Genomic DNA, 15325 nt, shown 5'->3' with positions numbered 1-15325 from the left:
TGGTTCCCCCTAAGCTTGATTTGTATGTGAAGACCTGCAGGCCTTGTCACCGTATTGCATTTGCCAGTACCAGGACGTTAATTATCATAGCCTCAGCCTTTGACCGAGCCGATCATGGCTCCTTTGACGAAATACTTCTGCAAGAACGGATACACCATAATAATCGGCGTGATGGCGAACATCACAGTTGCTGCCCTCAGCGTGCGCTCGTTGTAATTGATGTCCAGCGTGGACGCGGCGAGCGGCATTTCATTGGAATCGGTAATAAACTGGCGGATCTTGATCTGCAGCGGGAACCAGTCGGTATCCTGTATGAAGAACAGCGGATGCTGAAACTGATTCCACAGCACCACCCCGTAGAACAGCGCAAGGGTCGCAAGCACCGCCTTGGACAGCGGAAGCACGAACTGGAACAGCATGCGGAAGTAGCCGCAGCCCTCCAGAAAAGCCGCCTCCTCCAGCTCCTTCGGGAATTCCTTGAAGAACGTCCGCATGATAATCAGGTTGAACGGATTAAGCAGATGCGGCAGGACGAGCACCAGCGGGTTGTCGTACAGCCCGATGCCCCGCACCGTCAGGAAGTAAGGCACAATCGGCGCCTTGAACACCATACAGATTACCACTGCCACCATAATGAGCCTGCCGAGCCGGAACTCCGCTTTGGACAGCGGATAAGCAAACAGGGCAGTCAGCAGCAGGGCCAGCACCGTGCCGATCAGCGTCGTGGACACGGTGACCAGGAATGCGCGCCACAGGTCGGGGCGGCCGAGAATATACCCCCAGGAATCCAAGGTGAACTCCTTCGGCCACAGCGTCACTGCGTTCAGATCGACCATCCGGCTGGAGCTGAGCGACGTGGAGAGTACAGACAGCAGCGGGATAAGCGCAAAGACCGACAAAACAACCAGCAGCCCCGTAATGGCAGCGGTGAACATTTTTTCTCCTCTGGCTTCACTCATGCTTACCACAGCCCCCCGTCCGAAACTTTTCTTGATACCCGGTTGAACGTATAGACCAGGGCAAAAGCGATAACCGCCTGGAACAGGCCCACCGCTGTTGCGAAGCTGTACTGCGCCTGCTGAATTCCGGTGCGGAAGACGTAGGTGTCCATAATGTCGCCGACACTGTAGGTCATCGGAGTCAGGAGGTTATACACCTGGTCAAAGCCCAGATCCATGAAATTTCCGATCTCCAGCAGGAACAGCACCAGAATAGTCGGTACCAGCAGCGGGAAGGTAATATGCTTCATCTGCTTGAATTTCGAGGCCCCGTCGATCATTGCCGATTCATACAGCTGCGGGTCAATGGCGCTGATGGCCGCCATATAGACGACCGTGCCCCAGCCTGCGTCCCGCCACACGGCGGTAATCATATAGATAAGACGGAAGAATTTGCTCTCCTGCATGACCAGCACCGGATCATGGCCGAACCAGCCGATAACAATGTTGAACAGTCCGCTGAGCGCAAACAGGTCGAAGGCGATTCCCGCCACAATGACCCAGGACAGAAAGTGGGGAATGTACAGCGCAGTTTGAATGCCTTTTTTCAGCCGGGCCTTGCGCACCTCATTGATCATCAGCGCCAGCAGCACCGGAACCGGAAAGACGCAGAATACCTTGATGAAGCCGAGAATCAGCGTATTTGTGAACACCCGGGTGAATTCTGGATAATGAAAGAGTGTGGCAAAATGCTTGAAGCCGACCCATGGACTGTCTGTAAAGCCCTTGAAGACGGAATAATCCTGAAACGCGATCACCGAGCCGGCCAGCGGAATATACTTGAAAATAATCAGGAACAACAAGCCCGGAACGGCCATGGCGTAAAGCGGCCAATAGGGGCTGAGCCTTCTCAGCAGGGTGTCTCGCAATCCGAGCCGCTGCAGCCCCGGACCCCTTGCCGCCGCAATATCGGCTGTGTTTAATGCTTTTTTCAATCTTGTTTCCTCCATCCCTCTATGTTTGTATTCGCTTACATAAAGCATAGCGCCATGCCGCCAGCCGCACAAAGGGACATTTTATAGGTTCTTGCCTGTCATTTTTAAGATTTACCAGATAGTTTCGATCCCTCCCAAATCCTCCCTTAGCCAAGGGAGGGCCCTAAGTACTCCGACCTCCGGACGCCCGCAACGCTATCGTGGAAGTCAGGCGGGGCCGGAATGGGCAAATACCCCCGCAAGCAGCCCTGCGGCGGCATGCCGCCGCAGAGAAGGCCCGTGGGGGGGGGGGAAGCTTCCCGGCGGAACCCGGACAAAAAGGCGCGGACCAGCTATCGCCCTGCGGGATTCTTCCGGTATTCTGTCGGCTTGCGGCCGGTATGCCGCTCAAACAGCCTGGCAAAATGGTTAGTGTCGCTGTATCCGACTCTCTGGCAGATTTCGTATACCTTAAGATCGGTCTTCTCCAGAAGCTCCTTTGCTTTGCCCATGCGGAGATTGATCAGGTAGTTCAGATACGTGTCGCCGGTCTTCTGCTTGAAGAGCTGGCTCAAATAATAGGGATTGATATAAAAGCGGCCGGACAGCTCCGCGAGACTGATGCTCTCGTGGTAATGCTCCGACACATACTCCTTGATTTCGGCGATGTGATCTTTTTTCTTCGCCGTATTGCGCACCGATTTGAATTCTATAATGCGCCCGATGATCTCCGTCAGCCAATCGCGCAGCTGCTCCAGCGTCCGGAAGCGGGAAATGCCCTCCAGCGACAAAATCGTCCGGCCGAGCGTATCATTCTGCTGAAGCTGGTGAAACGGCATTTTGCGTACGCTGGAGAGCAGTATGTTCAGACACTGATACTGCAGATCGGCAAGGCTCAAGGAGGAGTCGGCGGCCAGGCTCTCAAAGATTTCGCGGATCACCTGCACGCTTCCGGCCGTATCCTCATTGTCGACGCAAGCCTCCAGCCTGGCGATATGCTGCTCCGGAACGGCATTGCGGCTTCCGCCGCTGCGAACGGTTGCGGAATAGGAGAGTACTGTTCCGCAGCCCTTCAGCACCTTGCAGCTCAGCGCTTGACGGGCCTCATCGAAGGATTTGCCGATGCCGTCCCGGCCCATGCAGACCGAGCCCACGCCCACAGACAGGGTAAGGCCGGCTGCCAGAGTAACGGTGTTCTTCACCGCTTCGAGCGAGCGGACCATACGGGCTTCATCCAGTTCCTTGTCGTGGCAGACCACTACCGCCACCTGGGAGCCGACATAACGAAGACGGTAAACCGCCTTGTAAGCCTTGAGCCCGGAGTCAAGTGTGCCATAGAGCAGCTGCAGCTTGTCCGGCCTCAGCTCCGTCAGGCCGTCGAACTCAATCAGGGCGCACAGATAGCGGAACCCGGGGCGGCCAAACGGATAATCTCCGCCCAGCTCCTGGAGATAAGCCGGGCTGTCGCTCCCGGCGTCAAGAATATCCCGCAGCATCTGCTCGGCCGTACGGCTGCGGATTTCCTCCTTCAGCTCGTTCATCTGCCGCAGCCGGGCCCGCTCCCCAAGGATTTCCGCGATTAAGGACCGCACACTCCTCTGCAGATCCTCTTCCTCCACAGGCTTGGTGACATAAAACTGTACCCCCAGCTGCATGCCCTTCTTGGCGTATTCGAAATCGGCATAGCCGCTTAAGATGATGAATCTGGCCGTGCAGCCCCCGGCCTTCAGCGCTCCGATCATTTCCAGTCCGTCAGCCTGAGGCATGCGGATGTCGGTAAGGACGATATCCGGCTTCTTCTCCCGGATCAGCCTGATGCCGTCGACGCCGTTATGGGCGGTGCCGATCACCTTGCATTCAGGCAGATTCCGTTTCACGATCAGCTTCAAGCCTTCCAGAATTCCCGGCTCATCGTCGATTAATGCTATATTCATACTTCCCCTCCTCTATCCTCACCGGGAATATAAATTTCCACCGTGGTCTCCTTCCCCTGTCCGCCGCCCACCCGGATCCGGCTGGCCTCGCCGTAATGCAGCCTGAGACGCTCGGCGATGTTGCGCAATCCGATGCCCTGATCCGGACCGTCCCCGGCCTCGTCCAGCTTCAGCCTTCCGCCGCCGGCCTCGCGCAGCAGTTCGTTCAGCGCTGCGGCCTTCTCCGGCGGCAGGCCGCAGCCGTTGTCGGCGATGCTCAGCAGCAGTCCGCCGTCCGGCAGCTCCCGGCCGTCGACCACGATCGTCATCATGCGGCTGTATTCCAAGAAGCCGTGCTTGATGCTGTTCTCCACAATCGGCTGAAGCACAATCGGAATCATCGGCCGCTCCAGAACCGCGCTGTCCAGGCGGGACTCGAAGCGGAACCGGTCGCCGAAGCGGATATTCTGCAGCCTCAAAAAATTGGCGGCGTAATCCAGCTCATGGCGGACCAGATTCTGCGCTACGTCCTTGCCAAGCGCCAGCCGGAACATTCTGGCGAGAATTTTGATCATATCGGCAATCTCGTCCTGCTCCTTCACCAGCGCCTTCATGCGAATCGACTCCAGCGTATTGTAGAGCATATGCGGGTTAATCTGGTTCTGCAGGGCAAGGAACTTGGCCCGCCGCTGCTTGATCTCCGCGATATAGACATCCTCAATCAGCGTTCTGATGGTCACGATCATCTTGTTGTAGCTGCCTACGAGACTGCCGATTTCATCGCCGGACGCCGCCTTCTCAATCGGGGCGTAATGCCCCGTTTCCGCCTGCTTCATGCTTCGCCGCAGCTCTTTGATCGGTTTAATGATCGTATAGCTGAGCGCCATGGAGATCACCACGATGAATACGCCGCAGACCAGGATGACAATGATTGTGGCATATTTCATTTTGCCGATTTTCAGCAGCAGACGGTCGCGGGGAATCTCCGTTTTGACGGTCAGACCTCCGCTCTCCGCCCTGCCGGACAGGATAATCAGACTGTCGCTTCCTTCCTCCGCAATTGTCAGCCCGGAATCCCAAATCTCCCTCCAGGTCATTTTGCCGCTGGCCGCATCGGAATGATAGACAATCTCCCCATCCCCGGTTCCGATGACGACGCGCATATCGTAACGGTCCCGCGCCACCACAAAAGCCTGGTTCAGCTTCAGCAGCTGAAACGTGTCCAGATCGGCGAGCAGCACGCCAGCGTAGGAGCCGTCCGAGCTAAGCAGCACCCTTGCCACAGTAAAGACCGCCCCTTCTCCATTGCCCTCGTAATAGGACCGGTCATGCGCCGGCGTGATAAAAAACGTTTCCTTGGAGTCATGCAGGCGCTTGTACCAATCCTGGCCCAGCAGCCGCCCTTCGTTGACCACATTCGATGTATTCGTATACTGGTGAACCCTGTTGTTCCTGCTGATCAGCACCAGGCTGCTGATTTCCGGCTTCAGGACGGCGACGCGCATCAGTGTCCGTTCAACCGTCAGCTTATGCGCAATCTGCTCATCCATGGACATCGCCTCCTCGCGGCTCAGCCGGGATATAATATCATTGTCAATCAGAACCGACTTCGTGAGCTTGTCATACTCCTCAATGAACTCATTCAAGGAGGCTTCAATTTGCGAGGTATACAGCGAAGCGAACTCCAGCGCCGAATCCTCAAGGCTGGATGATGCCCACCGGTAAATGACTGCGCTTACAATCAAGACCGGGATCATACATACCAACAGATAGCTCACCATGAACTTGTTCTGCAGCTTCATATTCCGCAATCCGCTTCTCCACGCATGCCGTCCATACCATTTGTTCATGCTGCCTTCCGTCCCTTCACGGCTACTGTTGAATACACTTTATTCTACTAAAGGATTGGATAGGGCGGCAGTGTGATTTATTGCAGGGAAAAAAATCTCTTGAGGCATTCGCAATTCAATGCTTTTGACAAGAACACATGTTCGGTATATAATGTCCGTTATCAGGAGGGATCGGCATGGATGTGATGGAGAAACTTGAAATTCTGACCGCTTCGGCCAAATATGATGTAGCCTGCACCTCAAGCGGCTCCAGCCGTAATAGTCAGGCCGGGGGGATCGGCAATACGGTCAGCATGGGCATCTGCCACAGCTTCGCCGCAGACGGGCGCTGCATCTCGCTGCTTAAAGTGCTGATGACCAACGGCTGCGTGTACGACTGCGCATACTGTGTCAACCGCAAATCAAACCCTGCACGCCGGGCCGCATTCACGCCGGAGGAACTCGCGGATCTGACCTTGCAGTTCTACCGGCGCAATTACATTGAAGGACTGTTCCTAAGCTCCGGTATTATGCGGAATCCCGATTATACAACCGAGCAAATGATTGCCGCCCTTGAACTGCTGAGGAATGTCTACCATTTCAGAGGTTATATCCATGTGAAGGCCATTCCCGGCGCCGACGACGCGCTGTTGTCCAGGCTCGGCCTTCTGGCGGACCGCATGAGTGTCAATATTGAGCTGCCTTCCAAGGAAAGCCTCGGACGGCTTGCCCCCGACAAAAGCAAAGACTCCATTCTGAAGCCCATGTCCCTGATCAAGGAAAAAATTAACGAGAACCGCTCGGATCTCGTCAAATATAATCATGCTCCCCGCTTTGCTCCCGCCGGACAGAGCACCCAGATGATTGTGGGGGCAACGCCGGACACCGATTACCGTATTCTGACCCTCACCGAAGGGCTGTACCGGAAGTACGGCCTGAAGCGCGTTTTTTTCTCTGCGTATACGCCTGTGGTGGAGCATTCCCTGCTGCCCGCTCTGGATACCAAGCCGCCGCTGCTGCGGGAGCACCGGCTCTACCAGGCCGATTGGCTGCTGCGCTTCTACGGCTTTCAGGCGAGTGAGCTGCTGGATGAGGCGGCTCCGAACTTTAACCCGCTGCTTGATCCGAAATGCGGCTGGGCCGTTAATCACCGGGAGCAATTCCCGGTTGAAATCAACCTTGCGCCGTATGACATGCTGCTGCGGGTGCCGGGCATCGGCGTAAAGAGTGCACAGCGGATTGTGAAGGCGCGCCGGGCCGGATCGCTGGACTTCCACAGTCTGAAGAAGCTTGGCGTTGTACTCAAACGCGCCCAATTCTTCATTACCTGCAAAGGGAAGATGCTGGAGGGGCTTAAAGTAGGCGAGCACACCTTGCTGCGTTCGCTCATGTCCGGACAGGAGCTTGCCTCGGTAGAGCCGCCGCAATACGAGCAGCTTACCCTGTTCGACGACACGCAATTGGCAGCCTTGCCGGCGGCCGGACCGGCGGTGCTGAAGGGAGGGGAATGGATCTGATGTTTCAGCCGGCCGCTTTGGCCTATACCTACGACGGCAGCTTTGAGGGCCTGCTGTGCTGCGTATTCGAGAGCTACCAGTGGAAGGAGGTCCCGCTCGCCATACATTCCGAAGGGGAGAAGCAGGGCCTGCTGCTGGAATCGAAATGGATTGATACCGACAGCAGCAAGGCAGAACGTGTGCTGAAGTCGATCCCGCTTCGCATCTGTCCTGAGGCAGCGGAACTGGTGCGCCTTGGATTCTGGACATGCACGCCGGACAAGGAGCTGCTGCTGCTGAACTTTCTGTATCTCGGCTTCGCCCATGGCCGCAAGGTAATGAACATGCTTGCCGATGATACCGTAAATGCCCTGCACAAGGCCGTTCAGCAGCTCCAGCGGGAGGGCCACCATTATCTGGGGTTTGTCCGGTTCTCCGTTTACGGTCCGGTGATGGCGGCGGTCATTGAACCCCGGGGCTTCGTGCTTCCGGTCATTCAGGAGCATTTCTGCGACCGGTTCCACGGCGAGAGCTTCATGATCTACGACAAAACCCACAGCATGGCCCTCATCCACCAGCCCGGACAGCAGGCCATTATTCCGCTCGATGAATGGGTACCGCCGGAGCCGGATGCCGCAGAGGAAGAATACCGCCGCCTGTGGAAGGGATTCTATCACGCCATCGGCATCAAGGAGCGCCGCAACGACCGGCTGCGTTCCTCGCTCATGCCCAAACGCTACTGGAAGCACCTGCCGGAGATGAACAGCAGCCAAGCAGCCGCGCCGGACAGCAAGCCGAAGCTTGAGGTTGAAGAGAGCCCGCCTCGATTGGAGCACGGGAAGCTGAAATAAAATCCCTTAAGGCCTAACAATCATTCTGCTTAAGCTGGCTGTACAGACAACAAGGACTTTGGAGTTTATCCAAGTCCTTGTTGTCACTTTTATATTTTGTTAAGCAAATCCTGCTTAACTCTACATCTCCTCATACACCGCCGGGTCCTGATCCCACAGCCGCCCGTCTTCCCTGCTCAGCCCCGAGATCACCTTCATCTCGGCCTCCGACAGCTCGAAATCGAAGAGTTCCAGATTCTCCTTCTGGTGCTCTACAGAACTCGCTCTGGGGATCGGGATCGCGCCAAGCTGGACATGCCAGCGCAAAATCGCCTGTGTCGGCGTTTTGCCGTGGGCTGCGGCAATGCTGCTGATCTCTTCATTCTTCAGCATGCTGTGGCCGCGTCCCAATGGGCTCCAGGACTCCGTTACGATACCATGCTCAGCATCCTTGGCACGCTGATATTCCTGATTGAACCAGGGATGCAGCTCTACCTGATTGATGCTTGGAGCAACACCTGTCTCCTGAATTAGGCGTTCATTATGCTCCGGCAGGAAATTGCAGACACCGATGGAACGGATATAACCCTGTTTTTTCGCCTCAATCATCGCCTGCCAGGCCTCCACATAATTGTCAACTTTGGGATTCGGCCAATGGATCAGATACAGATCGTAATAATCCAGGCCCCCTCTATATAAGGATTCCTCGATCGTTTCCAGCGCTTCCCGGTACGCATGGTGACGCCCCGGCAGCTTCGAGCAGATCAGCAGTTCCTCTCTTGGCACCGAGCTTTGACGGACTGCTTGTCCTACAGCTCCCTCATTCTCATAGTTGAATGCCGAATCAATCAGCCGGTACCCGGCATCAATCGCGTCTGTAAGCACCTTGACTCCGGCTGCTCCCTTGATCCAAGCCGTACCAAAGCCGATAGCCGGCACCTTCAGCCCGTCATTCAATACCTTTTCCGCAATACCCTTGCTCATCCAGAGAACCTCCTTCACTATGATCTTATAAAAATAGCACTTCTGCGTGCGGTAAGCAAAATCCAGTCCACCAGGCGCTGTACACAGACAGCAAAAAGGAGGTGCCTGCAGCCATTTCACATGACTTCAGGACACCCCCTGCAAGAGGATTTACATTACATTAGCTCAAAGCCTTCCATACCCAGTTCTCCACCTCCGGAAGATCGATGCCTTCTTCACGGATATATTGATTATGCTTCTTCACCATAGCATCCATTTCATCCGCGATAGCTTGATGCTTGCCGGCATCCGGCAAGCTCAGCACAGCTTCCTTCGCCAGGTCGAAGCGGTCCATCTGATTCAGTACACGCATATCAAACGGTGTGGTGATATCGCCATTCTCACGGTAACCATGGACATGCAGATTATGGTTGTGGCGGTCAAAGAACAGGTCCTTGATCAGGCCTTCATAGCCATGGAACGCGAAGATCACCGGCTTATCCTTTGTGAAAAAATGATCAAACTCAGCGTCGGATAGACCGCGCGGGTCCAGCTTCCGGCTTCTCAGCTTCAGCAGGTCAACCACGTTGATGTAGCGGATTTTCAGCTCAGGCAATTTCTCATGGAGGATAGAGATGGCAGCCAGGCTCTCCATCGTCGGCTCTGTACCGGACGAAGCAATGACCACATCAGGCTCTCCGCCCTTGTCGGTGCTGGCCCAATCGATGATTTTGAGTCCTTTATCCACCAGCTCCTGCGCTTCGTCTGCCGAGAACCATTGTGGACGCGGATGCTTGGATGACACGATCAGATTGATTTTCTGGCGGTCATTCAGGATAGTGTCAAAAACAGCAAGCAGGCTGTTGGCATCAGCCGGTAAATATTCACGGATAAATTCCGGCTTCTTGTCTGCCAGGTGACCGAGCAGGCCCGGGTCCTGGTGGGTATAGCCGTTATGATCCTGCTGGAATACCGTCGAAGTTGCAATAACATTCAATGAAGGGATATCTGTACGCCAGGTTTGGTCTGTAGCCTTGCGCAGCCACTTGAAGTGCTGGGTAATCATCGAATCCACCACACGCAGGAAGGCTTCATAGCTTGCGAAGAAACCGTGACGGCCTGTTAATACGTAGCCTTCCAGGAAGCCTTCCGCCTGATGCTCGGATAGCTGCGAATCAATAACACGGCCATAAGGAGCCAGGAATTCATCATGAGGTTCCTTGATCTCATCCATCCATTGGCGTTTGGTCACCTCAAACACAGGACCCAGGCGGTTCGACATCGTTTCATCCGGCCCAAAAATTCTGAAGTTGCGGTTATCCTCGTTCAGAAGGACAACCTCCTTCAGGTATTTGCCCAGTACCGCCATATCCTGTGCAATCACTTGACCGGGAACGGAGTTATCGAGTGCATAATTGCGGAAATTCGGCTTGTGCAGATCCTTAATCAGGCTGCCGGCGTTGGTTACAGGGTTCATTCCCATTCGTCTGTCGCCTGTAGGAAGAATTTCGGCCAGGTCTGCGTTTAAACGTCCATTCTCGTCGAACAACTCTTCAGGTCTGTAGCTGTTCAGCCAGTCGAGCAAGGCGGGGGCATGCTTCATGTTCTTTTGATCCACCGGTATTGGAACCTGGTGGGCACGGAAAGAGCCTTCGTTCGGCACTTTATCCCATTCCTTGGGACCGGTCCAGCCTTTGGGAGTGCGGAATACAAGCATCGGCCAGACAGGACGGGCAGTATCATTGTTTTCACGCGCATTTTTTTGAATCGCGGCAATCTTCTCGATGATCGTATCCAGCGTCTTCGCCATTTCCGGGTGCATCAGCTCTGGATCTTCACCTTCAACAAAGAACGGTTCCCAGCCCATGCCTGTGAAATATGCAGTTAACTCCTCTTTCGACATCCGGGACAGAATGGTCGGGTTGCTGATCTTGAAGCCGTTCAAATGCAGAATCGGCAGCACCGCACCGTCCGTGACCGGGTTGATGAACCGGTTGGAGAGCCAGGAAGCAGCGAGCGGTCCGGTTTCAGCCTCTCCATCGCCCACAACAACTGCCGAGATCAGATCCGGATAATCCAGAATCGCACCTACGCTGTGGGACAGGGAGTACCCAAGTTCTCCGCCCTCATGGATGGACCCCGGAGTTTCGGGAGCAGCATGTGAAGCGACGCCGCCCGGGAAGGAGAATTGCTTGAATAATTTTTTGAGGCCTGGGATATCCTGCGTAATTTCCGGGTAGATTTCGGTGTAGGTACCATCCAGATAGGAGTTGGACACCATAACCTGGCCGCCGTGACCGGGGCCTTCCACGTAGAACATATTCAAATCGTATTTGGTAATGACACGGTTCAAGTGGGCGTAAATAAAGTTCTGGCCAGGGATGGTGCCCCAGTGTCCAATCGGCTTAACCTTGACGTCTGCATCCTTCAAAGGTTCTCTTAACAACGGGTTATCCTTCAAGTATAGCTGTCCTACCGATATGTAGTTGGTTGCGCGCCAGTAGGCATCGAGCTTTGCCAAGTACGTCTTAGATGAATAATCCACCGGTATTGTTGACAATCCCATTTCATCCGCTCCTATTCGTTTTTTCTATTTTCTGAACCTAATTATTTCTACAAGTACATCATACCTCTGCATTTAATAAATTCAATCTTTTTAACAATTGATACGGTCCAATTTTGTGAAATTTTGAACATAGTATGAATAACGGAGCAAATCGCTTGCTAAACGGTCTTAATTTTTATAAAAATGTAATTATATGTTCAATTCATGCCGGGATCTCGGTTAGCCCCCATTCATAAATCCCCAAACAAGTGGAAACGGCTACGCCGCCCTTATAAGGGACGGAGTGTTTCAGCGAGAAATAGAAGGATCATTTTGTGTGCAAGGCATTATAAATTCTATATTTCAAAAAAGACCAGGGTAAACTCCCCGGCCTTGTCGTCTGGAACGTTATTGTACAGATACAAACGTGTTGAATTTCAAATACTTGTAGTGGAAGCGCATATGCGAGAACTCGAAGGGCGTGCCGTTGTCCAGGAAGAAGATCCCCTCCATAATCCCTACAGGCTCATTCTCCTGCAGATGAAGCAGCTCCTGATCCTTAGCCCCCGAAGGCTCGGCAAAAATAGATAAAAACGATTTGGTAACCGCCAGATTCCGCGACTCCTCCAAGTAGTGAAAGATCGAGCCTTCGATAATCGTCTGGTCCAGATTCTGGACAATTTTGATCGGAATATAGCCTGTTTCAATCATGAACGGCTCATCGTCGAACAGGCGCAGGCGGACGATTTTGTAGACAAAATCATGGGGCTGCAAAAACAAATCCCGCTGCAGCTCTTCCGTAGGCCGGATGACCTCGAAATTCAGCACTTTGACCTTGGGCTTTTTGCCGTCCATCTGAAAGTTGTCGGTAACCCCCAGATTCGTGCCCTCGTAATTAAAGATCGATTCATTTTTTATGTATAACGGGTTGATGAAGGTGCCTGAACCCCGTTTTTTGAAAATAATTCCCGAATTCTCCATTTTGGTCAACGCCCGTTTGATGGAGCTGCGGCTAACCCGGTACGTTTCACTGAGACTCCGCTCATCCGGCAATCTCATATCCGCAAACTGTCCCGCAAAAATCTTCATTTTGAGGTCATCAATAATCTGCTTATAGACAAATTGTGTCATGGGGTACTCCTTCTTCAGATCTATAAAAAAACGGAATTTTCAATATTAAATATAACATAATTGAAAGAGGGATTATACAGAGTAATGTGGGCGGCATACCGCTGATGGTTTATAGTAAAAGCAAGCAGAAACGGCTACGCCGTCCTTATATAGGAGGAGGTGTTCCGCGAGAAATAGAAGGATCATTTAGTGTGCTGAGTGCCGCGCAGCGGCATGGGGGGCTTATATGTCTTATATCTATAAACATTCATGAACCGCTGGGTCACAAGTTCGAATGAAAATGTTGGCAGAGAAGTTCATTCGGTCAGGAAGGAGAGGCTGATTGATACAAAAAAAGCAAGGCCTCCATTTGAGAAGGCCTCTCTTTTTCTATAATGCCATCCGGTCAGGGCAGGCGTCTCCCTTTTACGGATTTCATTCAATCATGCCCTTCGTAGCCTGATACATATTTGCTGTGTACACGTCCACTTCATCCCGGGACATGCGCAAGCGGTCCGCAGATGTCCCGTAGCCGATCTCCGGTTTGCCCTCTGCCAGGCCTTTGAAGATCCCGTCTGCGAAGGCATCCAAAGGCTCCCCATGTGTATGCAATCCCGCACCGCCCAGATCCGTATTCACTGCCGGAGGAGCCACCTCGATGACTTCTACGGACGTATCGGACAACTGGTGTCTCAGGCTCATCGTAAACGAATGAAGCGCGGCCTTGGTCGCGGAATAGATTGGGGCGATGGCAAACGGTGTAAAGGCCAGCCCCGAGGTCACGTTAATGATCGCGGCCTGCTCTTTTCCTGCAAAATATGGAGCAAACAGCATCGACAGGTGGAAGGGCGCATCAAGGTTGGTGGTGATCTCTTGATTGAAGTAACTCCAATCGTGCTTGGCGTCCGCCTTCAGCACATTGAACCGTTGCTGAGTCCCTGCATTGTTCACCAGTACATTGACTTCCGGATAGCTTTCGGTAACCCAATCGAACAAGGCTACACGCTCGGACTCTACATTCATGTCACATGGTCGGGTAATCAGGCCAGGGAGCTTTTCTTGCGCACCGCGAAGCACCTCTTCACGCCGCCCGCAGACAATCACTTGATTGCCCGCCTGTATAAACCGCTCGGCAAAAGCCAGTCCGATTCCGGCGCTTCCACCAGTAATGAGTATAGTGTTTCCTGACAGCTTCATCAGTTTTCCTCTTTTCTGTGATCTATTTTTTCTGCAAACGCTCTGTATACCGGTTAATCTTCACATCAATGCCCTGCAAGGCATCCGTCATGGACGCAATCTCATCCAGCACCGCCTGCTTGTGCTTTGTCATCATCTCAAGCCGCCGGTCCGTGGTGCTATCCCCTTCAATGACCCAAGCTATATATTGCTTGATATCGTGTATGGGCATATGAGTCTGCTTCAAGCGAAGCACCGTCCCAAGCAGCGCCATCTGCATTTCAGAAAATAACCGCCTGTCGGCGGCATCACGCTCCATCAGCGGCAGCAGCCCTTGCTTCTCATAATATCTTAACGTGGATTCCGGAATATGATAGGTAGCCGCAGCCTCACCAATCGTTGCATATTTCATTTTGAAGGCCTCCAAATCTGATCTTTCCATGTCGACAGGATTAGCATACGACTTAAAGCATAGTTTAAGTCAACTGGAAATAAAATTCCAGACGAAAAAAGACACCCGCTTCTCTTAATCATCGGTTATATAGATTGAACTTGTAATTTTTCTATTTAGGACTGGTCGCAATTCCAGAGAATGCTTGGACATCCCGCCGCTGCCCGTCTGCGGATTTCTTGATGTAGTTCGCGGTGGAAATCCGCAGACAAAGGCAGACGCTCCGCTCCTGCAGTCTCCAAATTCCCTTCCGCCGCTTTTTCGCCAGCTGTAATTAGTGGTAAAAAGGAGCCCTAAGGTAGCGCATTCGGATACTGGATCATCCCTGGTGGGAAAAAGTACAACTAATTCGCCTGAAATCACCTTGTATGGGGGAGATGGCCTTCAATAAGTGTACAAAATCCCACTAATGCCTGTTAAATCCGGGATTCCAGCCCATTAGTGTTACTTTTTACACTTCGCTTTCGTTCCCTATGAACCTCCTTGCGTTCCATCCGCTTGTTCAGGTTCTCCGGTTCAATTCATATAGAACTTCAATCATCATCGCCGCCCCGGTCTTGAACCCACATGCGAACGCCGCCGCCGGCTCCAACCCCTGCGCTTGTGAATACAGTTCCAATAAAGATTCCAGCTCTTCAAACTCCCCTGCGGACAGCCTCTGCTTCCAAAATCTCCAGAGACTTCATACGAAGCCGCAGGAGTCAAACCCCTGCCTAGAGTTGACAGCTCATAGATTCCTTCAAGCTTAGTAGCCCTCTCTTCCATCCACATTGTGGAGATACAGGTTAAAGCACGCACACCGCTTCTCAGGGCCATTTTTTCCTCATATCAACAAATGCTTGATTTAAGGCAATTACTAGTTCATGTACATGACTGAATGGAATACCCGAATTAGCATCTGCACAAATGATCTCCAGGAATTGGCCCAGATGATCCAAGTACATTGTTTCCTGACGGGATCATAAGAAAAAACAGTAGGGTAAGACGAGGGATTACTCCCTCGGACTCCCCGTCAAACCGTGCATGCGGATTTCCCGCACACGGCTTTCCTTCGTCAGTTCCCCATCTTCAGGAGTGAGTTTCCTTCATCCGTCACCGGA

Annotated in this window: 12 protein-coding genes; 2 read left to right on the top strand and 10 right to left on the bottom strand. The window is 53.1% G+C overall.

The window, feature by feature from the left end:
• Positions 1-92: 92 nt before the first annotated feature.
• The 4 genes from HYD27_RS27610 to HYD27_RS27595 all read right to left on the bottom strand — a co-directional run bounded on the left by HYD27_RS27610 (position 93) and on the right by HYD27_RS27595 (position 5675).
• On the bottom strand, positions 93-959 hold the full coding sequence (locus HYD27_RS27610) for a carbohydrate ABC transporter permease (protein WP_219220689.1): 867 nt from the start codon (positions 957-959) through the stop codon (positions 93-95).
• Positions 960-961: 2 nt separating this feature from the next.
• Positions 962-1816: an ABC transporter permease gene (locus HYD27_RS27605; protein ID WP_228745389.1), complete on the bottom strand. Its 855-nt coding sequence runs from the start codon at positions 1814-1816 to the stop codon at positions 962-964.
• Positions 1817-2265: 449 nt separating this feature from the next.
• Positions 2266-3846, bottom strand: coding sequence for a response regulator (locus HYD27_RS27600; RefSeq protein ID WP_219220685.1), 1581 nt, complete (start codon positions 3844-3846; stop codon positions 2266-2268).
• A complete protein-coding gene (locus tag HYD27_RS27595; RefSeq protein ID WP_228745385.1) occupies positions 3843-5675 on the bottom strand; it encodes a cache domain-containing sensor histidine kinase in 1833 nt (610 codons plus the stop codon). Before HYD27_RS27595 ends, HYD27_RS27600 begins: the two co-directional genes overlap by 4 nt.
• A gap of 176 nt (positions 5676-5851) precedes the next feature.
• Here HYD27_RS27595 and HYD27_RS27590 point away from each other — a divergent pair, with 176 nt between their 5' ends.
• Both HYD27_RS27590 and HYD27_RS27585 read left to right on the top strand, forming a co-directional pair.
• Positions 5852-7171 (top strand): putative DNA modification/repair radical SAM protein, encoded by a 1320-nt coding sequence (locus tag HYD27_RS27590; RefSeq protein WP_219220683.1) that lies wholly within the window; start codon positions 5852-5854, stop codon positions 7169-7171.
• Positions 7162-8001 carry a TIGR03915 family putative DNA repair protein gene (locus HYD27_RS27585; protein ID WP_228745383.1) on the top strand — a complete coding sequence of 280 codons (840 nt, stop codon included), beginning with the start codon at positions 7162-7164 and terminating at the stop codon, positions 7999-8001. Before HYD27_RS27590 ends, HYD27_RS27585 begins: the two co-directional genes overlap by 10 nt.
• A 120-nt stretch (positions 8002-8121) precedes the next feature.
• Here the strand turns inward: HYD27_RS27585 and HYD27_RS27580 are convergent, their stop codons facing one another.
• The 6 genes from HYD27_RS27580 to HYD27_RS33010 all read right to left on the bottom strand — a co-directional run bounded on the left by HYD27_RS27580 (position 8122) and on the right by HYD27_RS33010 (position 14880).
• Positions 8122-8964 (bottom strand): aldo/keto reductase, encoded by an 843-nt coding sequence (locus HYD27_RS27580; RefSeq protein ID WP_219220682.1) that lies wholly within the window; start codon positions 8962-8964, stop codon positions 8122-8124.
• 160 nt (positions 8965-9124) lie between these two features.
• Complete coding sequence (locus HYD27_RS27575) at positions 9125-11509, bottom strand: phosphoketolase family protein (protein WP_219220679.1); 2385 nt, start codon at positions 11507-11509, stop codon at positions 9125-9127.
• A gap of 387 nt (positions 11510-11896) precedes the next feature.
• Positions 11897-12619: a GntR family transcriptional regulator gene (locus tag HYD27_RS27570; RefSeq protein ID WP_219220677.1), complete on the bottom strand. Its 723-nt coding sequence runs from the start codon at positions 12617-12619 to the stop codon at positions 11897-11899.
• A gap of 414 nt (positions 12620-13033) precedes the next feature.
• A complete protein-coding gene (locus tag HYD27_RS27565; RefSeq protein ID WP_219220675.1) occupies positions 13034-13795 on the bottom strand; it encodes an SDR family oxidoreductase in 762 nt (253 codons plus the stop codon).
• Between the two features lie 22 nt (positions 13796-13817).
• A complete protein-coding gene (locus HYD27_RS27560; RefSeq protein WP_219220672.1) occupies positions 13818-14186 on the bottom strand; it encodes a MerR family transcriptional regulator in 369 nt (122 codons plus the stop codon).
• 541 nt (positions 14187-14727) lie between these two features.
• The gene (locus tag HYD27_RS33010) at positions 14728-14880 is read right to left on the bottom strand and encodes a DUF6809 family protein (RefSeq protein ID WP_375373950.1); all 153 of its coding nucleotides are present in this window, start codon (positions 14878-14880) and stop codon (positions 14728-14730) included.
• Positions 14881-15325: the final 445 nt, after the last annotated feature.

Origin of the sequence: Paenibacillus sp. S150 (genome assembly GCF_019352175.1) — a bacterium.
Classification (GTDB): Bacteria; Bacillota; Bacilli; order Paenibacillales; family Paenibacillaceae; genus Paenibacillus_AQ.
The sequence above is the reverse complement of the archived record's forward strand: the minus strand, read 5'-3'. Positions and strand labels throughout refer to the sequence as shown.

What these genes read in the sequence shown, in the direction of transcription:
- HYD27_RS27610 (WP_219220689.1), bottom strand. Translation starts at nt 959, where the DNA reads ATGAGTGAAGCCAGAGGAGAAAAAATGTTCACCGCTGCCATTACGGGG.
- HYD27_RS27605 (WP_228745389.1), bottom strand. Translation starts at nt 1,816, where the DNA reads ATGGCCGTTCCGGGCTTGTTGTTCCTGATTATTTTCAAGTATATTCCG.
- HYD27_RS27600 (WP_219220685.1), bottom strand. Translation starts at nt 3,846, where the DNA reads ATGAATATAGCATTAATCGACGATGAGCCGGGAATTCTGGAAGGCTTG.
- HYD27_RS27595 (WP_228745385.1), bottom strand. Translation starts at nt 5,675, where the DNA reads ATGAACAAATGGTATGGACGGCATGCGTGGAGAAGCGGATTGCGGAAT.
- HYD27_RS27590 (WP_219220683.1), top strand. Translation starts at nt 5,852, where the DNA reads ATGGATGTGATGGAGAAACTTGAAATTCTGACCGCTTCGGCCAAATAT.
- HYD27_RS27585 (WP_228745383.1), top strand. Translation starts at nt 7,162, where the DNA reads ATGGATCTGATGTTTCAGCCGGCCGCTTTGGCCTATACCTACGACGGC.
- HYD27_RS27580 (WP_219220682.1), bottom strand. Translation starts at nt 8,964, where the DNA reads ATGAGCAAGGGTATTGCGGAAAAGGTATTGAATGACGGGCTGAAGGTG.
- HYD27_RS27575 (WP_219220679.1), bottom strand. Translation starts at nt 11,509, where the DNA reads ATGGGATTGTCAACAATACCGGTGGATTATTCATCTAAGACGTACTTG.
- HYD27_RS27570 (WP_219220677.1), bottom strand. Translation starts at nt 12,619, where the DNA reads ATGACACAATTTGTCTATAAGCAGATTATTGATGACCTCAAAATGAAG.
- HYD27_RS27565 (WP_219220675.1), bottom strand. Translation starts at nt 13,795, where the DNA reads ATGAAGCTGTCAGGAAACACTATACTCATTACTGGTGGAAGCGCCGGA.
- HYD27_RS27560 (WP_219220672.1), bottom strand. Translation starts at nt 14,186, where the DNA reads ATGAAATATGCAACGATTGGTGAGGCTGCGGCTACCTATCATATTCCG.